14 protein-coding genes and 1 pseudogene are annotated in these 17,779 nt (G+C 62.5%); 8 read left to right on the top strand and 7 right to left on the bottom strand.

All coding sequences use genetic code 11. The features are described from left to right. Positions 1–107 precede the first annotated feature (107 nt). Both BR71_RS20165 and BR71_RS20160 read left to right on the top strand, forming a co-directional pair. Positions 108–1,646, top strand: coding sequence for an amino acid permease (locus BR71_RS20165; RefSeq protein WP_043641566.1), 1,539 nt, complete (start codon positions 108–110; stop codon positions 1,644–1,646). A gap of 101 nt (positions 1,647–1,747) precedes the next feature. Continuing rightward, positions 1,748–2,383: a LysE family translocator gene (locus BR71_RS20160; RefSeq protein ID WP_043641565.1), complete on the top strand. Its 636-nt coding sequence runs from the start codon at positions 1,748–1,750 to the stop codon at positions 2,381–2,383. A 231-nt stretch (positions 2,384–2,614) separates the two neighbouring features. Here the strand turns inward: BR71_RS20160 and BR71_RS20155 are convergent, their stop codons facing one another. From BR71_RS20155 to BR71_RS20135, 5 genes are all read right to left on the bottom strand, one after another. Further along, entirely contained in the window at positions 2,615–2,818 is a 204-nt protein-coding gene (locus tag BR71_RS20155) for a DUF2788 domain-containing protein (RefSeq protein WP_019099892.1), read from the bottom strand. 115 nt (positions 2,819–2,933) lie between these two features. After that, positions 2,934–3,818 (bottom strand): DMT family transporter, encoded by an 885-nt coding sequence (locus BR71_RS20150; RefSeq protein WP_043641564.1) that lies wholly within the window; start codon positions 3,816–3,818, stop codon positions 2,934–2,936. Between the two features lie 58 nt (positions 3,819–3,876). Next, positions 3,877–5,103, bottom strand: a complete 1,227-nt coding sequence (locus BR71_RS20145) for an argininosuccinate synthase (RefSeq protein WP_043641945.1) — start codon at positions 5,101–5,103, stop codon at positions 3,877–3,879. Positions 5,104–5,200: 97 nt separating this feature from the next. Further along, positions 5,201–6,124 (bottom strand): ornithine carbamoyltransferase, encoded by a 924-nt coding sequence (argF, locus tag BR71_RS20140; RefSeq protein WP_043641563.1) that lies wholly within the window; start codon positions 6,122–6,124, stop codon positions 5,201–5,203. 192 nt (positions 6,125–6,316) lie between these two features. Next, the gene (locus BR71_RS20135; RefSeq protein ID WP_039755757.1) at positions 6,317–8,275 is read right to left on the bottom strand and encodes an aminotransferase class I/II-fold pyridoxal phosphate-dependent enzyme; all 1,959 of its coding nucleotides are present in this window, start codon (positions 8,273–8,275) and stop codon (positions 6,317–6,319) included. A gap of 214 nt (positions 8,276–8,489) precedes the next feature. Here BR71_RS20135 and dinG point away from each other — a divergent pair, with 214 nt between their 5' ends. The 3 genes and pseudogenes from dinG (at position 8,490) to BR71_RS20120 (ending at position 12,407) form a co-directional block, all read left to right on the top strand. Continuing rightward, positions 8,490–10,616, top strand: a complete 2,127-nt coding sequence (dinG, locus tag BR71_RS20130; RefSeq protein ID WP_019102916.1) for an ATP-dependent DNA helicase DinG — start codon at positions 8,490–8,492, stop codon at positions 10,614–10,616. A 126-nt stretch (positions 10,617–10,742) separates the two neighbouring features. Further along, positions 10,743–11,027, top strand: a pseudogene (locus BR71_RS20125) (DUF3579 domain-containing protein); the annotation flags it as partial. Positions 11,028–11,234: 207 nt separating this feature from the next. Continuing rightward, positions 11,235–12,407 carry a porin gene (locus BR71_RS20120; RefSeq protein ID WP_244269674.1) on the top strand — a complete coding sequence of 391 codons (1,173 nt, stop codon included), beginning with the start codon at positions 11,235–11,237 and terminating at the stop codon, positions 12,405–12,407. A 52-nt stretch (positions 12,408–12,459) separates the two neighbouring features. Here the strand turns inward: BR71_RS20120 and BR71_RS20115 are convergent, their stop codons facing one another. Then, positions 12,460–13,344, bottom strand: a complete 885-nt coding sequence (locus BR71_RS20115) for a LysR family transcriptional regulator (RefSeq protein WP_043641561.1) — start codon at positions 13,342–13,344, stop codon at positions 12,460–12,462. 161 nt (positions 13,345–13,505) lie between these two features. On the opposite strand from BR71_RS20115, the gene BR71_RS20110 reads away from it, so the two are divergent. The 3 genes from BR71_RS20110 to BR71_RS20100 all read left to right on the top strand — a co-directional run bounded on the left by BR71_RS20110 (position 13,506) and on the right by BR71_RS20100 (position 16,507). Further along, positions 13,506–14,150 carry an NAD(P)-dependent oxidoreductase gene (locus BR71_RS20110; RefSeq protein WP_043641560.1) on the top strand — a complete coding sequence of 215 codons (645 nt, stop codon included), beginning with the start codon at positions 13,506–13,508 and terminating at the stop codon, positions 14,148–14,150. 329 nt (positions 14,151–14,479) lie between these two features. Then, entirely contained in the window at positions 14,480–15,880 is a 1,401-nt protein-coding gene (locus BR71_RS20105; RefSeq protein ID WP_043592134.1) for an L-serine ammonia-lyase, read from the top strand. Positions 15,881–15,949: 69 nt separating this feature from the next. Further along, entirely contained in the window at positions 15,950–16,507 is a 558-nt protein-coding gene (locus BR71_RS20100; protein ID WP_244269673.1) for a GNAT family N-acetyltransferase, read from the top strand. 87 nt (positions 16,508–16,594) lie between these two features. Here the strand turns inward: BR71_RS20100 and BR71_RS20095 are convergent, their stop codons facing one another. Next, positions 16,595–17,764: an MFS transporter gene (locus tag BR71_RS20095; protein WP_043641559.1), complete on the bottom strand. Its 1,170-nt coding sequence runs from the start codon at positions 17,762–17,764 to the stop codon at positions 16,595–16,597. Between the last annotated feature and the right edge of the window lie 15 nt (positions 17,765–17,779).

Below are 17,779 nucleotides of genomic sequence, written 5' to 3'. Positions count from 1 at the left end.
CGGGTCACCGGGCCAGGACCCGGCCGGCCTCCGCCGCCGTTCGGGCGCCGGCGCGTACGCGCGCCCAGGCGGAAAACCACAGACATACACAATGAGAGAGGAACATCATGGAACCAGTCCGGCATGAGTCCGCGCCCGTCGGCGAGGACGAAAAACTGTTGCACAGCATGGGTTACGCTCAGGAGTTGTCCCGACGCATGAGCGGCTTTTCCAACTTCGCCATCTCCTTTTCCATCATCTGCGTGCTGGCCGGCGGCATTACCGCCTTCCCGGCCGGGCTCAGCGCCGGCGGCGGCGCGGCCATCGGCATAGGCTGGCCGGTGGGTACCTTGTTCGCCGCCATCGTCGCCGCGGCGATGGCGCAGATCGCCTCCGCCTACCCTACCGCCGGCGGGCTCTACCACTGGGCGTCCATCCTGGGCGGCAAGGGCCTGGGCTGGACCACCGCCTGGATCAATCTGCTGGGGCTGATCTTCGTCACCGCCGCTGTCAACTTCGGCGTTTACGATCCCTTCTTCAAAACTCTGGTCGCGCCGCTGCTGGGCCTCAATCCGGAACACCTGGGCTGGGGCCATCAGACCGCATTCCTCGCCGTGGTGGCGCTGAGCCAGGCCTGGCTCAATCACCTGGGCATCAAACTCACCACCAGGCTGACCGATCTGTCCGGCTATCTGATTTTCATCGTCACCCTGGCGCTGGTAGTCTCGCTGCTGATCTATGCGCCCGGACCGCTGGACTTCTCCCGACTGTGGACCTTCCACAACTTCAGCGGCGCCGACGGCGGCGCCTGGCCACGGATGGACAACACCGTGATGGTATTCCTGGCAGGCTTGTTGCTCACCGTCTATACCCTGACCGGCTACGACGCCTCCGCTCACACCTCGGAGGAAACCCGCGAGGCGGCGCGCAACGTGCCCAAGGGCATTTTGCGCTCCGTGCTGTGGTCCGGCGTATTCGGCTATCTGATGATCTGCGCCTTCGTGCTGGTGCTGCCGGACCTGAGCGCCGGGGTCAAAGCCGGAATGGGCTTTTTCGACTTGCTGCTGAACGCGCTGCCGCCGGCCTTGAAAGCGGCGCTGGGCATAGGCATCTTCCTGGTCAACTATCTGTGCGGCCTGGCCTGCCTGACCTCAACCTCGCGCATGATGTACGCCTTCGCCCGCGACGGCGGCCTGCCGGCCTCGCGTTGGCTGCGCCAGGTGCACCCGCAGCACCGCACTCCGGGTCCGGCGATCTGGGTCAGCGCCGTGCTGGCCATCGCCGTCACCCTGTACGGCGACGCCTTCCTGGTATTGTCCACCGGCGCGGCGGTGTTCCTGTACATCTCCTACATCCTGCCCTCCGCCGCCGGGCTATTCGCCGAAGGCCGCAGTTGGACCCATAAGGGACCGTTCAATCTGGGCAGAGCCTCCAAACCCATCGCCGCGCTGGCCACGCTGGGCGGCGCGGTGCTGGTCTTCGTCGGCATGCAGCCGCCCAACGAGAAAGTGCTCTACCTGACCATCGCGCTGCTGCTGATGCTGGCGTTGTTCTGGTTCGCGCTGGGCGTGCGCAAACAATTCAAGGGGCCGCCCACCGGCCAGCGTATCCAAGGCCATCAGGCGCATATCCGCGAAATCGAAAGCGCGCTTGACGAGGCCGGCTGAACGCCAAGTCCAAACGGGAGACCGGCGCGGCAGGACAAAGCGCTTGTCTCCCGACGGCAAATACGGAATCATCCGGACACGAACCACCGCCAGAGAAGCCCATGCTCGTCACCCCGGAACAATTGCTCGCCTTCACCGCCGCCGCCATGCTGATCACGCTGTCGCCCGGTCCGGACAATCTGATGGTGCTGAGCCAGGGTATTGCCCGCGGCCGCCGCCAAGGCGTGGCTTTCGGCCTGGGCTGCGCGCTGGGCTGCCTGAACCACACGGTGCTGGCCGCGCTTGGCGTCAGCGCGCTGATCGCCGCCTCGCCGCTGGCCTTCACCCTGCTGAAGTTTGCCGGCGGCGGCTACTTGATCTATCTGGGCTGGCAGGCCCTGCGCAGCCCCGGCGCCCACTTCCGGGCCTCCGCCAATCAGGACGCCACCCCCTTGACCGCCACCTTCCGCAAAGGCCTGATCGCCAATGCGATCAACCCCAAGGTGGTGTTGTTCTTCCTCGCCTTCCTGCCGCAATTCGTCAACCCGGCTCAAGGCCCTGCCGGGCTGCAAATCGCCGTGCTCGGCCTGGTCTTCACGCTGCAAGGCGCGTTGATTTTCGGCTTCCTCGGCTATTTCTCCGGCGCCATCGGCCAATGGCTGGCCAAGAGCCGCCGCGCCAGTCAGTGGCTGGACCGCGCCGCCGGCAGCGTATTCATTCTGCTGGGCTTGAAGCTGATTCTGGGCCGCGGCCACTAGAAGCCAGGGGTTCTCCGGATGCCATAAAAAAGCCGGCAAGCCTGCTTGCCGGCTGTTCGCGGTATCGCGAGCCTTAGAACGTGTTTACGATCTCGCGAGCAAGGGCGAGACAAGACGAAAACGGCTGAGAAAGCGGCTGAGAAAGCGGAATGCATAGATGGTACATGAGCATTTCGAAGTGGTACTCACCGTGCCAAGTTTCACGAAGCGCAGCAGATCGTAAGCAGGTTCTTACTTCTGGATCAGGAACTCCACCAGCACGTTCTTGAACAGGAAGCCGGACACGCCGAAACCCAGCACCAGAAACAGGATGAACATGCCCATCTTGCCGGCCTGAGCCTTCTTGCCCAGGTCCCAGATGATGAAGCCCATGAAAATGATCAGGCCGCCCAAGCACACGATCATCGAGATATTGGTGAATTGTTCTTCCGACACTTGTTTTCCTTTGCGTCCACAGCCGATAACGAGCCGGCGGAGGCTTTGAATCTCAGCTCCGCCTAACCGTAATAAGATACTCGCCATCGCCCGCTGGCTCAATGCCCGCGCACGGTTATCGACGCCAGCGCAGCCGCTGCAACACCAGGGCGACGCCCAGCGCGGCCAACAACATGCCGCCCACCGCCAACGCGCTCAGCTGTTCATCAAACAGCCACCATGCCTGCACCGCAGCCAGGCCCGGCGTCAGATAAAAGTAACTGGCCACCTTGCTGACTTCGCCGTCCTTCAGCATCCGCATCAGTAGCAGGATGGCCAGCACAGACAGCGCCAACACGCTCCAGCCCAAGGCCAGCGCTAGCTGCGCGTTCCAATGGATGGCCGCGCCGCGCTCCAGGCTCAGGGCCAACGCGCCGGTGATCAGGAAGGCCGCCAGGTATTGATGGAAGGCGCCGGTCAGCGGATGCACACCCTGGCCAAAACGCTTCTGGTAAAGGGTGCCGGCGGTGATTGCGCACAAGGCCAGCGCTGTCAGCCACAGACCCGGATTGGCGCCTAGCTGCAAGCCTTTGCCTCCCAACACCACCAGCAGCGCGCCGCCAAAGCCTATCGCCAGACCAAGCCACTGCATCCGGCTCAGCCGCTGCTCGCCCATCAACCAGCTCAACACCGCGGTCAGTATTGGTTGCAGGCCGACGATGAGCGCGGTGATGCCGGCCGGCACCGCCAGCTTGATGCCGGCGAAGCTGGCACCCAGATAGAGGCCGTGCAGCATGGCGCCACATGCCCATTGGTGCTTGGCCGCTGCCAGACCGGGCCAGGCGGGACGGAAGCAGGCGATCAGCGCGCCGAAGCACAGCAGGGTCAGCCCCATCCGTATCGCCAAAAAGGTGAACGGGCCGATGAAAGGCAGGCCTAACTTGGCGCCGATGAAGCCGGTGCTCCACAGCAGCACAAAGGCCCAGGGAATCCAGGCGTTGGATCGATTATTGGTTTCCATATCGAGTTTTCATTAAAAAAAGCCCCCAGCGGGGGCTTTTCGGACCAAGCGCGGAGCTTTAGCCGCGTTTCAGTTTGGCGTTGCCGGCAATCCGCATCCGCAGCGCGTTCAGGCGGATGAAGCCTGCCGCATCGGCGTGGTTGTAGGCGCCGCCGTCTTCATCGAAGGTGGCGATGGTGGGATCGAACAAGGAATCGGTCTTGGATTCGCGGCCCACCACGATCACATTGCCCTTATATAGTTTCAGCCGCACCCAGCCGTTGACCGTGGCCTGGGAGGCGTCGATCATGCCTTGCAGCATCTGACGCTCCGGGCTCCACCAGTAGCCGGTGTAGACCAGCTGGGCGTACTTGGGCATCAGTTCGTCCTTCAGATGCGCCACTTCGCGGTCCAGAGTGATGGACTCGATCGCGCGGTGCGCCTTGAGCATGATGCTGCCGCCCGGAGTTTCGTAGCAACCGCGCGACTTCATGCCCACGTAACGATTTTCCACGATGTCGAGCCGGCCGATGCCGTGCTTGCCGCCCAGGCGGTTCAGCTCGGTCAGCACCTGGGCCGGGCTCATCGCCACCCCGTTGATGGCGATGATGTCGCCCTTTTCATAGCTGAGCTCGATGTATTCGGCCTGATCCGGAGCGTTCTCCGGGCTCACCGTCCACAGCCACATATCTTCTTCCGGCTCCGCCGCCGGATCTTCCAGCACCGTGCCTTCGTAGGAGATGTGCAGCAGGTTGGCGTCCATCGAGTACGGGCTGCCGCCGCCCTTCTTCTTGCTGATGTCGATGCCGTGGGTTTCGGCATAAGTCAGCAGTTTTTCCCGCGAGAGCAAGTCCCATTCGCGCCACGGCGCGATCACCTTGACGTCCGGCTTCAGCGCGTAATAGCCGAGTTCGAAGCGCACTTGGTCGTTGCCCTTGCCGGTGGCGCCGTGCGACACCGCATCGGCGCCCACCTGATTGGCGATTTCAATCTGGCGCTTGGCGATCAGCGGCCGCGCAATCGAGGTGCCCAGCAGGTATTCGCCTTCGTAGATGGCGTTGGCGCGGAACATCGGGAACACGAAGTCACGGACGAACTCCTCGCGCAGATCGTCGATGAAGATGTTTTCCGGCTTGATGCCCAGCGACACCGCCTTTTTACGCGCCGGCTCCACCTCTTCGCCCTGGCCGATGTCGGCGGTGAAAGTCACCACCTCGCACTGATAGGTGTCTTGCAGCCACTTGAGAATCACCGAAGTATCCAGACCGCCGGAGTACGCCAATACCACTTTCTTGATGTCAGACATTTTGTATTCTTTCAAATCCATTAATTACCGGATTCGGCCCGCGCTGCGCGGTCTCGCCGAATCGTTCGAACGGCGGGCGCTCGCCCGCATCATGAGTTCAGTCGTAACGCTGGCCCAGCAGCAGGAACTCGATCAGCGCCTTCTGCACGTGCATGCGGTTTTCCGCCTCGTCCCAAACCACGCTCTGCGGCCCGTCTATCACCGCCGCGGCCACTTCCTCGCCGCGATGCGCCGGCAAACAGTGCATGAACAACGCGTCCGGCTTGGCCAGCTTCATCAGCTCCGGCGTCACCTGATAGTCGCGGAAGGCCTCCAGGCGCGCCTCTTTCTCCGCCTCGAAACCCATGCTGGTGAACACATCGGTGGTCACCAAATCCGCGCCGGACGCCGCGTGGCTGGCGCTATGGCTGGGTTCGAAATGCTCGGGGCCGTAGTGCTGACCATCCAAAGCCTTGAGCTCGAAGCCCACCGGCGTGGCCACCTTGAGTTTGAAACCCAGGATTTTGGCCGCCTGCAGCCAGGTACGGCAGACATTGTTGCCGTCGCCTATCCAGGCCACGGTTTTTCCCTTTATCGAGCCGCGCTGCTCGATGAAGGTAAAAATGTCAGCCAGGATCTGGCACGGGTGGTACTCGTTGGTCAGGCCATTGATCACCGGCACCTTGGAGTGCGCGGCCAGACGCTGCACCAGCGCCTGCTCGTAGGTGCGGATCATGATGATGTCGCTCATCCGGGACAGCACGCGGGCGGTATCCTCGATGGGCTCGCCGCGGCCCATCTGCGAGCTTTGCGAATCCAGGAACATCGCGTGGCCGCCCAGTTGCGCCATGCCCGCCTCGAAAGACACGCGGGTACGGGTGGAATTCTTCTCGAACACCATGGACATCACCTTGCCGACGAGCGGCTGGTACAACTGGCCGTCGCTACGTCGTCGCTTCAGGACCTTGCTGCGCTCAAAGAGGTGGCGATATTCCTCGTGGGTCAGGTCGCTGAATTGCAGGTAATGCCTAGGGGACGTCATGGTGCTCCATTTCAAAAAAAAAGCCACCGCGCGTTCGACACCGTTTCAGTGTCCTTCATGCGCGATGGCACATTACTACACGCTGGTCTCAAGTCATTCACAGGCGTCGCAAACATGTCTACGCAAAGCGCATGATTTACATAATTGCGACAAGAGTTATATTTATCGGAAATCAGCCTGTCTGACAAGCATTCATTTGAACAAGGCGCGTCCCGGCAGTTGCGCCAGCTCCCCTTCTTTGAGCACCCGCAGCAAAAACTCCCCGCCGTCTTCGGCCAAACCGTGCATTTCTATGGATTTCTGGGTTTTTTGCAGTCGCGCCAAATAGGCGAGGATAGTGTCGTCTATCACCTGACCGGGCACCAACACCGGAATGCCGGGAGGATAGGGCACAATCTGGTCGCAGCAGACGCGCCCAACCAGCGCCGCGTTGGGACGGCCGTCGTCGTCCAGCAGCGGCAGTCGCTCGCCGGCCTCGTAGAAAGCGTCGCGCGGCAAGCTGGCCAGCCGGGAAAACCGCGGTATCTCCGGCATCCGCCCCAGCGGCCGCGGCGGGCGCTTTTCCTTGGCCAGGCGCAGCATCGCGTCATATAGCCGCGATACCTTGCTGCGGGTGGTGCCCAGGGTCAGCAGCAGCGTGATGGTGCTGAACGTGGATTTCTCCACTTGGATGTTGTAGCGCTCGAACAGCGCCTGCTGCAGCTCGTCCGCCGTGAAGCCGGACTGCGTGATGTCCACGGTCAGCTTGGTGGGGTCCAGTTGGATGCCGTCCTCGCGCACCTCCTCCGGCAGCAAATCCGACAGCTCCAGCACCCGGAAGGCGCCGGTGGAGTTGATCTTGTCGCGCAACTCCTGCGCCAGCTTCAGCGTGCGATCCAGCAGCCGGTAACCTTCCATCACCGCCTGCTTGCGCGCCACGTCCAGGCTGGCGATCAGGTTGTACTGCGGGCTGGTCGACGCATGCATATTGAAGTTTTCCCGGAACAGGTGGGCGTCGAAGCCGGGATCGTTGACGTGAATCATGCTGGCCTGGGAGAACGCGGACAGCACCTTGTGCGTGCTCTGGGTCACATAGTCGGCTCCGGATTCCAGCGCCGTAGGCCGAAACGCCGGATGAAAGCGGGCGAAGCCGTACCAGGCTTCGTCGACGATGACCTTGATACCCTGCTCGTGCGCGGCCTCTATGATGGGCTTCAGGTCGTAGCGCAGGCCGTCGTAGGTGCAGGAAGTCAGAATCAGCACCCGCGCGTCGGGATTGGCATCGATGGCGGCGAAGATGGTTTCCTTGGGCACCGGGCCGAAAATGCCGAACTGCTTGTTGATGGAGGAATCCAGATACACCGGCAGCGCGCCGGACAGGATCACGCCGTGGTGCACCGATTTGTGACAGTTTCGGTCCAACAGCAACTTGTCGCCGGGCGCCAGCAGGGTCTGAAAGATCACCTTGTTGGAGGTGGAGGTGCCGTTAGTGGCGAAGTAAGTGCGCTTGGCGCCGAAGGCCTTGGCCGCCAGCATCTGCGCCTCCTCGATCACGCCGGTCGGGTGCAGCAGCGAATCCAGCATCGGCACCGACACCGACAGATCGGCGCGCAGCATGCTTTCACCGACGAAATCATGAAAATCGCCCACCCAGGGGCTGCCTTTCAAGGAATCGCCGCCGGAATGCCCGGGCGTGTGCCAGGAATCCTTGGCCATGCGCACGTATTGCTTGAGTTTGTCGTAGAACGGCGTCGCCGACTTCTCCGCCAGCTCCGCGGACAGAATGCGGAACCAGCCGTGAAAATCCAGCTCGTCGCGATAGAAGTAACCGTCCACCGCGTGGCTGGCCAGGTCCTCCACCAACGCGCGCTCGTCATCGTCGAACAACAAAACGTAGAGTGAAATTTCCGGACGGAAGGCGCTGATGCGGTTGGCCAATTGGGCCGCCGGCTGGCTGACGCCCTTTTCCTGCAACTGCTTGTCCACCAGCACGACCTGAACGTCGCCATCGCGGGCGATCAAATCCAGCGCGTCCTGACTGCGCGCAACGCCGACGAAGGTCAGACCGTAAGGGTTTTCCAGCCGGACCGCGGCGGCGCCCAGTCCGGCCAGCACATCGGCCTGCCATTTGGCGTCGTCGCTGACCACCAGCACTCGGCTAACGGGTGTCATGATTGGGTTTCTCCTGTTGATGTTGCTTTGCGCTGTTATTAATGGATTTGTCTGCCTAAGTCGCTCGCGCAATTTCGCTTGTTTTTATATTTGCCTATCCTATCCACATCCGTGCGTCGGCGTCATTTTGCAGTCGCACATCAGGGTTTCCCCATATTCAACGCAAGCTCGGCGCGGCCAGACAAGGCCGCCCCCTTGCGGTACAATCGCCGCCATGCTGACCCCTGCTGAAAAAGACGCCATTCGCGACCATTACCGGACCATAGCCGACAACCTGCCGGGCTTTCGCCCGCGCGCCGCGCAACGCCGCATGCTGGCGGAAATCGCCAACGCCCTGTCGCGCAGCAAGGACAAGGAAGGCGACGACTGGCCGGAACGCGCCGGCGAAAGCATCACCGTAATCGAAGGCCCCACCGGGGTTGGCAAAAGCCTGGCCTATCTGCTGGCCGGGGGCGTGATGGCCAAATCCCGCGCCAAAAAACTGGTGGTCACCAGCGCCACCGTCGCCTTGCAGGAACAGCTGGTCAACCGCGACCTGCCCTTCGTCGTCGAGAACAGCGGCCTGCCGCTCACCTTCGCGCTGGCCAAGGGCCGCGGCCGCTACCTGTGCCCGCAACGCATCTACGCGCTAACCGCTGAAAACGCCCAGGGCCAGCTGTTGGACTTGGACCCGACGCTGGCGCTGTGGGACCGCAAGCCGGAGGCCGGCGAAATCGAAACCCTGCGCCAGCTGGCCGATGCCTTCTACTACCGCCGCTGGAACGGCGACCGCGACGCCTGGGACAGCGTGATAGACGACGGTTTGTGGTCCCGCGTCACCAACGACCGCCACGGCTGCCTCAAGGCCGCCTGTCCGAACCGGCCGGAATGCCCGTTCTACCTGGCGCGCGACGTGCTGGAAAACGTGGACGTGGTGGTGGCCAATCACGACCTGATGTTGGCCGACGTGTCCATGGGCGGCGGCGTGATCCTGCCGGCGCCGGAAGAAAGTTACTACTGTATCGACGAGGCGCACCACCTGGCCAAAAAGGCGGTCAACCAGTTTTCCGCCGAACACTCCTTGGCTCAAGCCATGTCCTGGCTGGACAAAGTGGCCGCCGCCGCCATCCGCGTGGAAGCGCTGACCAATAAGGTGGACATCGTCAGTCAGGCGATTGAAGCCGCCAGCGCTTGCAGCGAAACCTTGACCGAATGGCTGTGGCTGCTGGAAGGCGAAGACGCGCTGGCCGCCTCCAGCGACAATCTGGAACCCACCTGGCTGATAGAAGACGGCGTGCTCCCGGAACGCTTCCAGGGCCCCACCGCCAATATGGCCACCTCGGCGCGCTCCCTGTTCAAGCAGCTGAGCCAGCTCACCGACGCGCTGGGCGAAGCGCGCAAGGACAAGGGCGGCGAGGCGGCGCAAGTCGACAAGACCGCTTCCGACCTAGGCTTTCTCACCGCGCGCGCCGAGCAGTTGCTGGCGGTGTGGGAGTTGTTCGAGAAGGAAACAGAGCCCACCAGCCCGCCCATCGCCAAATGGATCACCCGCCGCGCCGAAGGCAAGGGGGACTACCTGTTCTCCGCATCGCCTGTCAGCGCCGCCGCCAGCCTGGCCGCCAACCTGTGGCGCCGCGCCGCCGGCGCCATCCTGACTTCGGCCACGCTGCGTTCGCTAGGCGAATTCGAACTGCTGCTGTCGCAAACCGGCCTCAAGTGGATGCCGGAAGTCAGCTGTGTGGCGCTGGATTCCCCGTTCAACTTCGGTGAACAGGGCGAGCTTTATCTACCCCCCATGCTGGCCAGCCCCAAAGACGCCGGCGGTCATACCCGCGAAATCGTCGAATGGCTGCCCAAACTGATCGACCTCAAGGAGCCGGTCGGCACCCTGGTGCTGTTCTCTTCCCGCAAACAAATGCAAGACGTCGCCGCCGGCCTGCCGGCCGCGCTGCGCGAGCGGCTGCTGATTCAGGGCGAAATCCCCAAGAGCCTGCTGATCGAACAACACCATCAACGACTGAAACAGAGCGAGCCCAGCGTGATTTTCGGCCTGGACTCCTTCTCCGAAGGGCTGGACCTGCCCGGCGAAAGCTGCGTGCATGTGATTATTGCCAAGCTGCCGTTCGCCATGCCGGACGACCCGGTGGGCAAAACCCTGTCTCGCTGGATAGAGAAACGCGGCGGCAACCCCTTCATCGAACTGACGGTGCCGGAAGCCTCGATCAAGCTGGTGCAGGCCGTCGGCCGCCTGATTCGCACCGAGCGCGATTACGGCCGCGTCACCATTTTGGACAACCGGCTGCAAAAACAAAGCTACGGCAAGCGGCTGCTCGCCTCGCTGCCGCCATTCAAGCGCATCTGATTTTCGGGTAAAATACTAAATATTCAGCAACAAACAAAACGCCTGAACATAAAACGCTAAGCGCAAATCGCTTAGCAGACGATAAAAAACAGGCTAAACCAAAAGCAAACACTCCGGTCCACCGCCATGATCTGCAATCCATACGAAATAGTCATCCAGGGCATCACTTCCGAAGGGCGCACCTTTCGCCCCAGCGACTGGGCCGAACGCCTGGCCGGCATCCTAGCCTCCTTCGACGATCAAAAGCTGCACTACCACGCCCATGTCCGCCCGATGATGCTGGATGGCGTGCGCTGTGTGGCGGTGGATAAGAAACTGGAAAAAATCAGCCCCCAGGTGTTTTGCTTTCTAATGGATTTCGCCAAGGACAACGACCTGCGCATCGTCGATTGCCGCACCCTGCTGGACGAGGTCTACCCGAACCAATTCTTGGCGTAATTACAACACCACACCTGTCCGATTTATCTTTAAGCAACAGATTAGCAACATCCACGTCATATTTTGTGGCTAAACTAAGACAAGTGTTGTGGCGACACCGCAGTTTGGTTTGTTAAGAAACCTTGCGCGACATGGAGCCGACACCCGGATTAATTAAAGCAAAACAGACTTGGAGTATTCATGATGCAAAAGAAAAATCTGGCAGCTCTGGTTGCCGCGATGTTCGCCTTGCCCGTTGTCGCCCACGCTGACGTGACCATCTACGGTTTCCTGAGCGGCGGCATCGAATCGTCCAAAGCCACCGGCTCCGGCGGTTCCGAGTACAGCAGCCGCACCCGCATCGTCGACCACAACTCCCGCATCGGCTTCAAGGGTTTTGAAGACATCGGCGGCGGCACCAAGGCAATCTGGCAGGTGGAAAACAGCCTGCGCAACTTCGAACAAGGCGGCACCAACGACAAGGGTCAGAGCGCGACCTTCGCCACCCGCAACACCTTCATCGGTCTCGACAACGGCGACTTCGGCCGCGTAGTCCTGGGTCAACACGACTCCGCTTACAAGATGTTCACCGGCAGCAGCAACAGCGCGCTGGGCACCGACCTGATGGTCAACACCACCGCCGACAACTTCGGCAGCAGCTCGGTCAACAGCCGCGGCGAAGCCCGCTTGGCCAACTCGGTTCACTACTTCTCCCCGAGCTGGGCCGGCTTCAAGCTGGGCGCGTCTTGGGGCGTGGACGAGAGCCGCGTGTCCGGCAACGACTCCAAACGCATCTCCCTGGGCCTGGGCTACACTTGGCAAGGCCTGAACCTGGCCGCCGCCTGGGATCGCCAGTACGATACCGCCGTTATCGCCAATACCAACTCGTACAACAACTCCAGCCCTGCGGTCCTGTCGCTGAACTCCGGCAAGAACGTCACCTTCTACGGCCTGGCCGCCAGCTATAAGTTCGACACCGGCACCTTTGTCGGCGGCAACTACGAGTGGGGCACTTACGACCAGGTAGGCGGCGGCCAAGTTAAGCAAGACGACTGGCTGATCGCTCTGGGTCAGGACTTCGGCGCGGCTTCGGTCAAGCTGTCCTACGGCCAGTTGGGCACCTTGAAAAATGTCGGCGCCGGCGTCAACGGCGACGACTTCAAGGCCAAGCAGTGGACTCTGGGCGGCACTTACAATCTGTCCAAGACCACCCAGGTGCTGGCTTACTACACCAAGATCAGCAACAACGCCAAAGCCAAGGCCAACTTCGCCAACAACCCGGTATACGATAGCAATCTGGGCGCCAGCAACGCTTCGTTGACCGCCGGCAACGACCCGCAAGCATTCGGCGTGGGCTTCAAGATCGCTTTCTGATCCTGAACGACTGCCGTTCCAATCACGCCGCCGGCCTTGCCGGCGGCGTTTTTCATTTGCACAGGCTGGCGCGCAGCGCCTCAATCGCATAGCGTACTTTCGCCGGCTGGATATCGCGGCGCGGCGTCACCGCGTAGATCGCCAGCGGCGGCAGGCTCCACTCCGGCAATACCCGCAGCAAGCGACCGTCGGCCAACTCTTGCCGTATCTCCGGCTCCGGCTGCACCGCCACCCCCATGCCGGCCAGCACGAACTGGCGCGCGGCGACGATGTTGTTGCTGACCAGCCTCGCGTCCGGCTCAAGGGTAAAGCGGCTTCCATCCGCATGCTCGAACGCCAACCAACCCAGTTTGCGATCCGATAAAGCCACCCATTGCAACGAGGACAATTGCTCCGGCCGCGTGATCGCCGGCTGGCGGGCGAGATAAGCCGGCGACGCGCACAGCACATTGGGCCAGTCCGCCAGATGGCGCGCCACCAGGCTGGAGTCCTTGAGCACTCCGGCGCGCAGCGCCAGATCGATGCGGTTGTCCACCAGGTCTATCATCTCATCGTGGAAAAACAGCCGCAACTTCAGACCCGAGTGCGCGCTCAATAAAGGCGTCAGCGCCTCGCTCAATAAGGCGCCGGCAAAGCCTGTGGGCGCGGCGATGCGCAGCTCGCCCACCGGCGCGTCTCGCAGCTCCAGCAGCCGCTGCTCGGCCAGCTGCGCCGCCGCCAGCATGTCGGCGCAGCCCTGATAGAACAGGCTGCCCGCCTCGGTCAACGTCAACTTGCGGGTAGTCCGGTGCAGCAGACTGACGCCATGCTGCTGCTCCAGCTTGCTGATATGCTGGCTCACCGCCGATGGCGTCATGCCCAGCTCGCGGGCCGCGCCGTTCATCGACCCCTTATCCACCACCATGGCGAAAACCGCCATGCGTCGTAATGCATCCATTTATTAAGCCCAACTAAACTATCAATGCTATTTTTGCTGGATTATCGCTCTATAATCAAGCTGCTATTCTGAACGCCATCAAACTTCATTATGTTTGGGGCCCTCGTAAAACCATTACGTCAGGGTTTTCGGCCCCCTGTTTATCGCGAAAAGGAATCCCCATGAAAATCGCACTGATCGGCGCCAGCGGCTTTGTCGGCTCGGCCATCCTGCAAGAATTGCTGTCCCGCAACCATCAAGTCAGCGCCATCGTCAGCAATCTGTCCAAACTGCCGCAACACCCGCAGTTGAGCGGCGTCGCCGCCGACGCCTACCAAGCCGGCCAGATCGCCGCCGCCGTAGCCGGCCACGACGCCGTGGTCAGCGCCTTCAACCCCGGCTGGGACAAGGCCGATATCCAGGCGCTGGCGGTGAAGGGCCACGACGCCATCGTCGCCGGCGTCAAGCAAGCCGGCGTCAAGCGCTTCCTGGAAGTGGGCGGCGCCGGCAGCCTGGAAGTGGCGCCCGGCGTGCAACTGGTGGACACTCCGGAATTTCCGGCGGAATGGAAAGAAGGCGCGCTGGGCGTGCGCGAAGCATTGCGTCGCCTGCGCGAGGAAAGCACGCTGGACTGGACCTTCGTCTCGCCGCCGGCCTTCCTCCATCCCGGCGAGCGCACCGGCAAATACCGGCTGGGCGGCGATCAATTGCTGTTCAACGGCGACAAGCCGGCTGACATCAGCGTGGAAGACCTGGCCGTGGCCATCGTCGACGAGCTGGAAAAACCACAGCATCTGCGCCGCCGCTTCACCGCCGCCGCAGTCTAAACCCCAAGCCCGGCTCGCCCGGGCTTTTTCATGCCCTGCCCCCTCCTCGCCTTGCGCAAAGGGCCTCCCGCCCGCCCGGCCCATGCCGTCCGAATGCGAAGCGGTTTCAACTCGCCGAACCCCCAACGCAACTTAGTCCTGACTCTATAATTCTAAATTGACAGCGGCCTCCAGCTTGTCTAGATTGCCCGGCTGCCGCAAGATGGCGGAGCGCTGGCACGCCCGGCGCCCCAGCCATGCGAAACCATGACAACGACAATAATAAGGACGGCCCAGGCCATCCTCACAACAACCCGGTTACCGGGACACAGCCCTTAAAGAGAAGCATTATGGCCATCAGTGTTTTTGATTTGTTCAAGATAGGCATCGGCCCATCCAGCTCCCACACAGTTGGACCGATGCGCGCCGCGCGCCAATTCATCGCCCGGCTGGAAAAAGACGAGTTGCTCACGCAAACCGCCAGTGTGCGCGCCGAAATGTTCGGCTCGCTGGGCGCGACCGGCAAGGGCCACGGCACCGACGTTGCGGTGTTGCTGGGCCTGCAGGGCGAGCAACCCGACCTGGTAGACACCGACGCGGTGGACGGCATGCTGGCCGCCATTCGCGCAAGCAAGGCCATCGCGCTGCTGGGCAAACACACCGTGTCCTTCGTCGAGGGCGAGCACCTGATCCTGCACAAGAAGAAAACCCTGCCTTATCACCCCAACGGCATGATTTTCGAAGCCTTCGACGCCGCCGGCGCCAGCCTGTCCAAGCGCGCTTATTATTCTGTGGGCGGCGGCTTCGTGGTCGACGAGGCCGCCATCGACGCCGGCTTTACCCCGCCGGGGGTCACCGAGCTCAAGCACCCGTTCAAGAGCGCGGCGGAATTGCTGGCCTTGTGCCAGCGCCACGGCAAGTCCATCAGCCAGATCATGCTTGAGAACGAACTGGCCTGGCGCAGCGAGGAACAAGTGCGCGCCGAGCTGCTGAAAATCTGGCAAGTGATGCAGGACTGCGTCAAGCGCGGCTGCGAGCGCGAAGGCATCCTGCCCGGCGGCATGAAAGTCAAACGCCGCGCCGCCGACATGCACCGCAAACTGCTGGCCTCGCCGGAAGCAGCGCTGCGCGACCCGCTGACGGTCATGGACTGGGTCAATCTGTACGCGCTGGCGGTCAATGAGGAAAACGCCGGCGGCGGCCGCGTGGTGACCGCGCCCACCAACGGCGCGGCCGGCATCATCCCGGCGGTGATGCACTATTACGCCCGCTTCGTGCCCGGCGCCAGCGACGACGGCATCGTGCGTTTCCTGCTCACCGCCGGCGCCATCGGCGTGCTGTTCAAACTCAACGCCTCCATCTCCGGCGCCGAAGTAGGCTGCCAAGGCGAGGTGGGCTCGGCCTGCTCGATGGCCGCCGGCGCCTTGGCCGAAGTGCTGGGCGGCACCCCGGAACAGGTGGAAAACGCCGCCGAGATCGGCATGGAACACAATTTGGGTCTGACCTGCGACCCGGTGGGCGGCCTGGTGCAAGTGCCCTGCATCGAACGCAACGCGATGGCCTCGGTCAAGGCCATCAACGCGGCGCGCATGGCGCTGCGCGGCGACGGCCAGCATTTCGTGTCGCTGGACCGGGTGATCAAGACCATGCGCGACACCGGCATGGACATGAGCACCAAGTACAAGGAAACCGCTCGCGGCGGCCTGGCCATCAACGTCATCGAAGTGCCGGTGAATATTGTTGAGTGCTGAGCCGCTGGCCTGTTAGCATCAAAGCCGATGGCGCTTGCGCGCCGTCGGCTTTTTTTACGACCTTATCCCGTGAAACACGAACCCGCCATGCATCACATCGCCACCGCCAGACTGCAACTGCGCCCGCTGCACGCCAGCGACGCCCCTTTCATGCTCAAGCTGCTGAACGAGCCGGCCTTCATCGCCAATATCGGCGACAAAAACGCCCACGACCTGCTCGGCGCGCTGCGCTATATCGAGGAGGGCCCGCAAGCCAGCTACCGCAAGCACGGCCACGGCCTGTTGCTGGTGGAGCGGTTGGAGGACGGCGTTCCAGTCGGCATCTGCGGTCTGGTCAAGCGCGAAGGCCTGGCCTATCCGGACATCGGCTACGCCTTTCTGGAACAATTCTGGGGCAGCGGCTACGCCAGCGAAGCCGCGCAGGCCGCCATAGAACATGGCCGCGAGCAGTTGGGGCACGAAGTGGTGGTCGGCATCACCGCGCCGCACAATCAGGCGTCCATCCGCGTGCTGGAGAAAATCGGCCTGCGTTATCAGGGCCGGATCGAACTGCCCGGCATTGACGGCGACAGCTGCTATTTCGTGCCGCCTGAGCTCTTAAAGCCAGCTCGCGATCTGGCTAGCTAAGGCGAGACAAGACGAAAACGGCTGAGAAATTCGAAACCGTGTTCAACACTGTATCGCCAACGCGCAGCAGATCGTGCCCATATTGGATCAGCCGGCCTGAAACGCCGCCGGCCGCAACCAGCGCCGGCACAGCAACACGCCCAGCGCGGCGGCAACGGCCGACATCGCGAACGTCGTCGCCATGCCGCCATGCGGCCACACCAGCCCGCCGATCAGACCGCCGGCGCTGCCGCCGACGCCAAACGAGGCGATGATGTAAAAGCCTTGAGCGCGACCGTGATGATGTGGGTCGAACATACGATGGATCAGCCCCACCGAGGCCGCGTGGTGCAGGCCGAAAGTCAGCGCGTGCAGCAACTGCGCGCTGATCGCCACCCACGCCAGCTGCGCGGCGGCGGCGATCAGCGCGAAACGCAGCACCGCCGCCGCTAGCGACAACAGCATCAGCGTTTCCAGGCGGGCGCGCCCCATGATCTTGGGCATCAGCAGGAATACCGCCACCTCGCTGACCACGCCCAGGCCCCACAGCATGCCGATCGCGCCTTGCTCGTAGCCCGCCTGTTTCAAGCCGATGGAAAAAAAGGTGTAGTAAGGCCCGTGAGCGAAGGCCATCAGGAAACAACAGCCAAACAGGGCCATCACCTCAGGCCGCCGCAGCGTAGCGGCCATTGATGTCGACTGCCCGTTCTTGCGTTCAGCGGCCACCTCCGGCACCCGCCAGGCCGCCGCCGCCACCAGCCCCAACAACGCGCAGAGCGCCCACGGCAGATTGCCGATGCCGATGAGGTCCAGCAGCAAGCCGCCGCTCATCGCCAAACAAACAAAACCTATCGAGCCCCAGACCCGCACCCGGCTGTAACGCCCCGGCTGCGCGCGTGTCAGGTGGGCTGTACTGGCCTCCACCAGGGGCAGCGCCGCCGCCCAGAAAAAATGCGACACGGCCAGGCTGACGAACACCCACCAGAAGGCGCGGTCCAGCCCTACCAGCAGGAAGGCCGCCGCCGACAACAGAGAAGTCGTCAAGATGATGGTGCGCCGGCGTCCTCGCCGATCCGCCAACCAGCCCCAGAAGCCCGGCGCGACAATACGCGCCAACGTGGACAAGGCCATCAACACCGAGATCTGCCAGGCAGAGAAGGACAGCGACTCCAGATACAGCCCCCAGAACGGGCTGAACAGGCCCTGAAAGGCGAAATAGCTGAAATAGAACAGGCTGAACGGCAACAGGGATACAACGGGTGACGCGGAAGACGGCATGATGTGAAGCTCGGC

Source organism: Chromobacterium haemolyticum DSM 19808, from assembly GCF_000711885.1.
Lineage (GTDB): Bacteria > Pseudomonadota > Gammaproteobacteria > Burkholderiales > Chromobacteriaceae > Chromobacterium > Chromobacterium haemolyticum.
The sequence above is the reverse complement of the archived record's forward strand: the minus strand, read 5'-3'. Positions and strand labels throughout refer to the sequence as shown.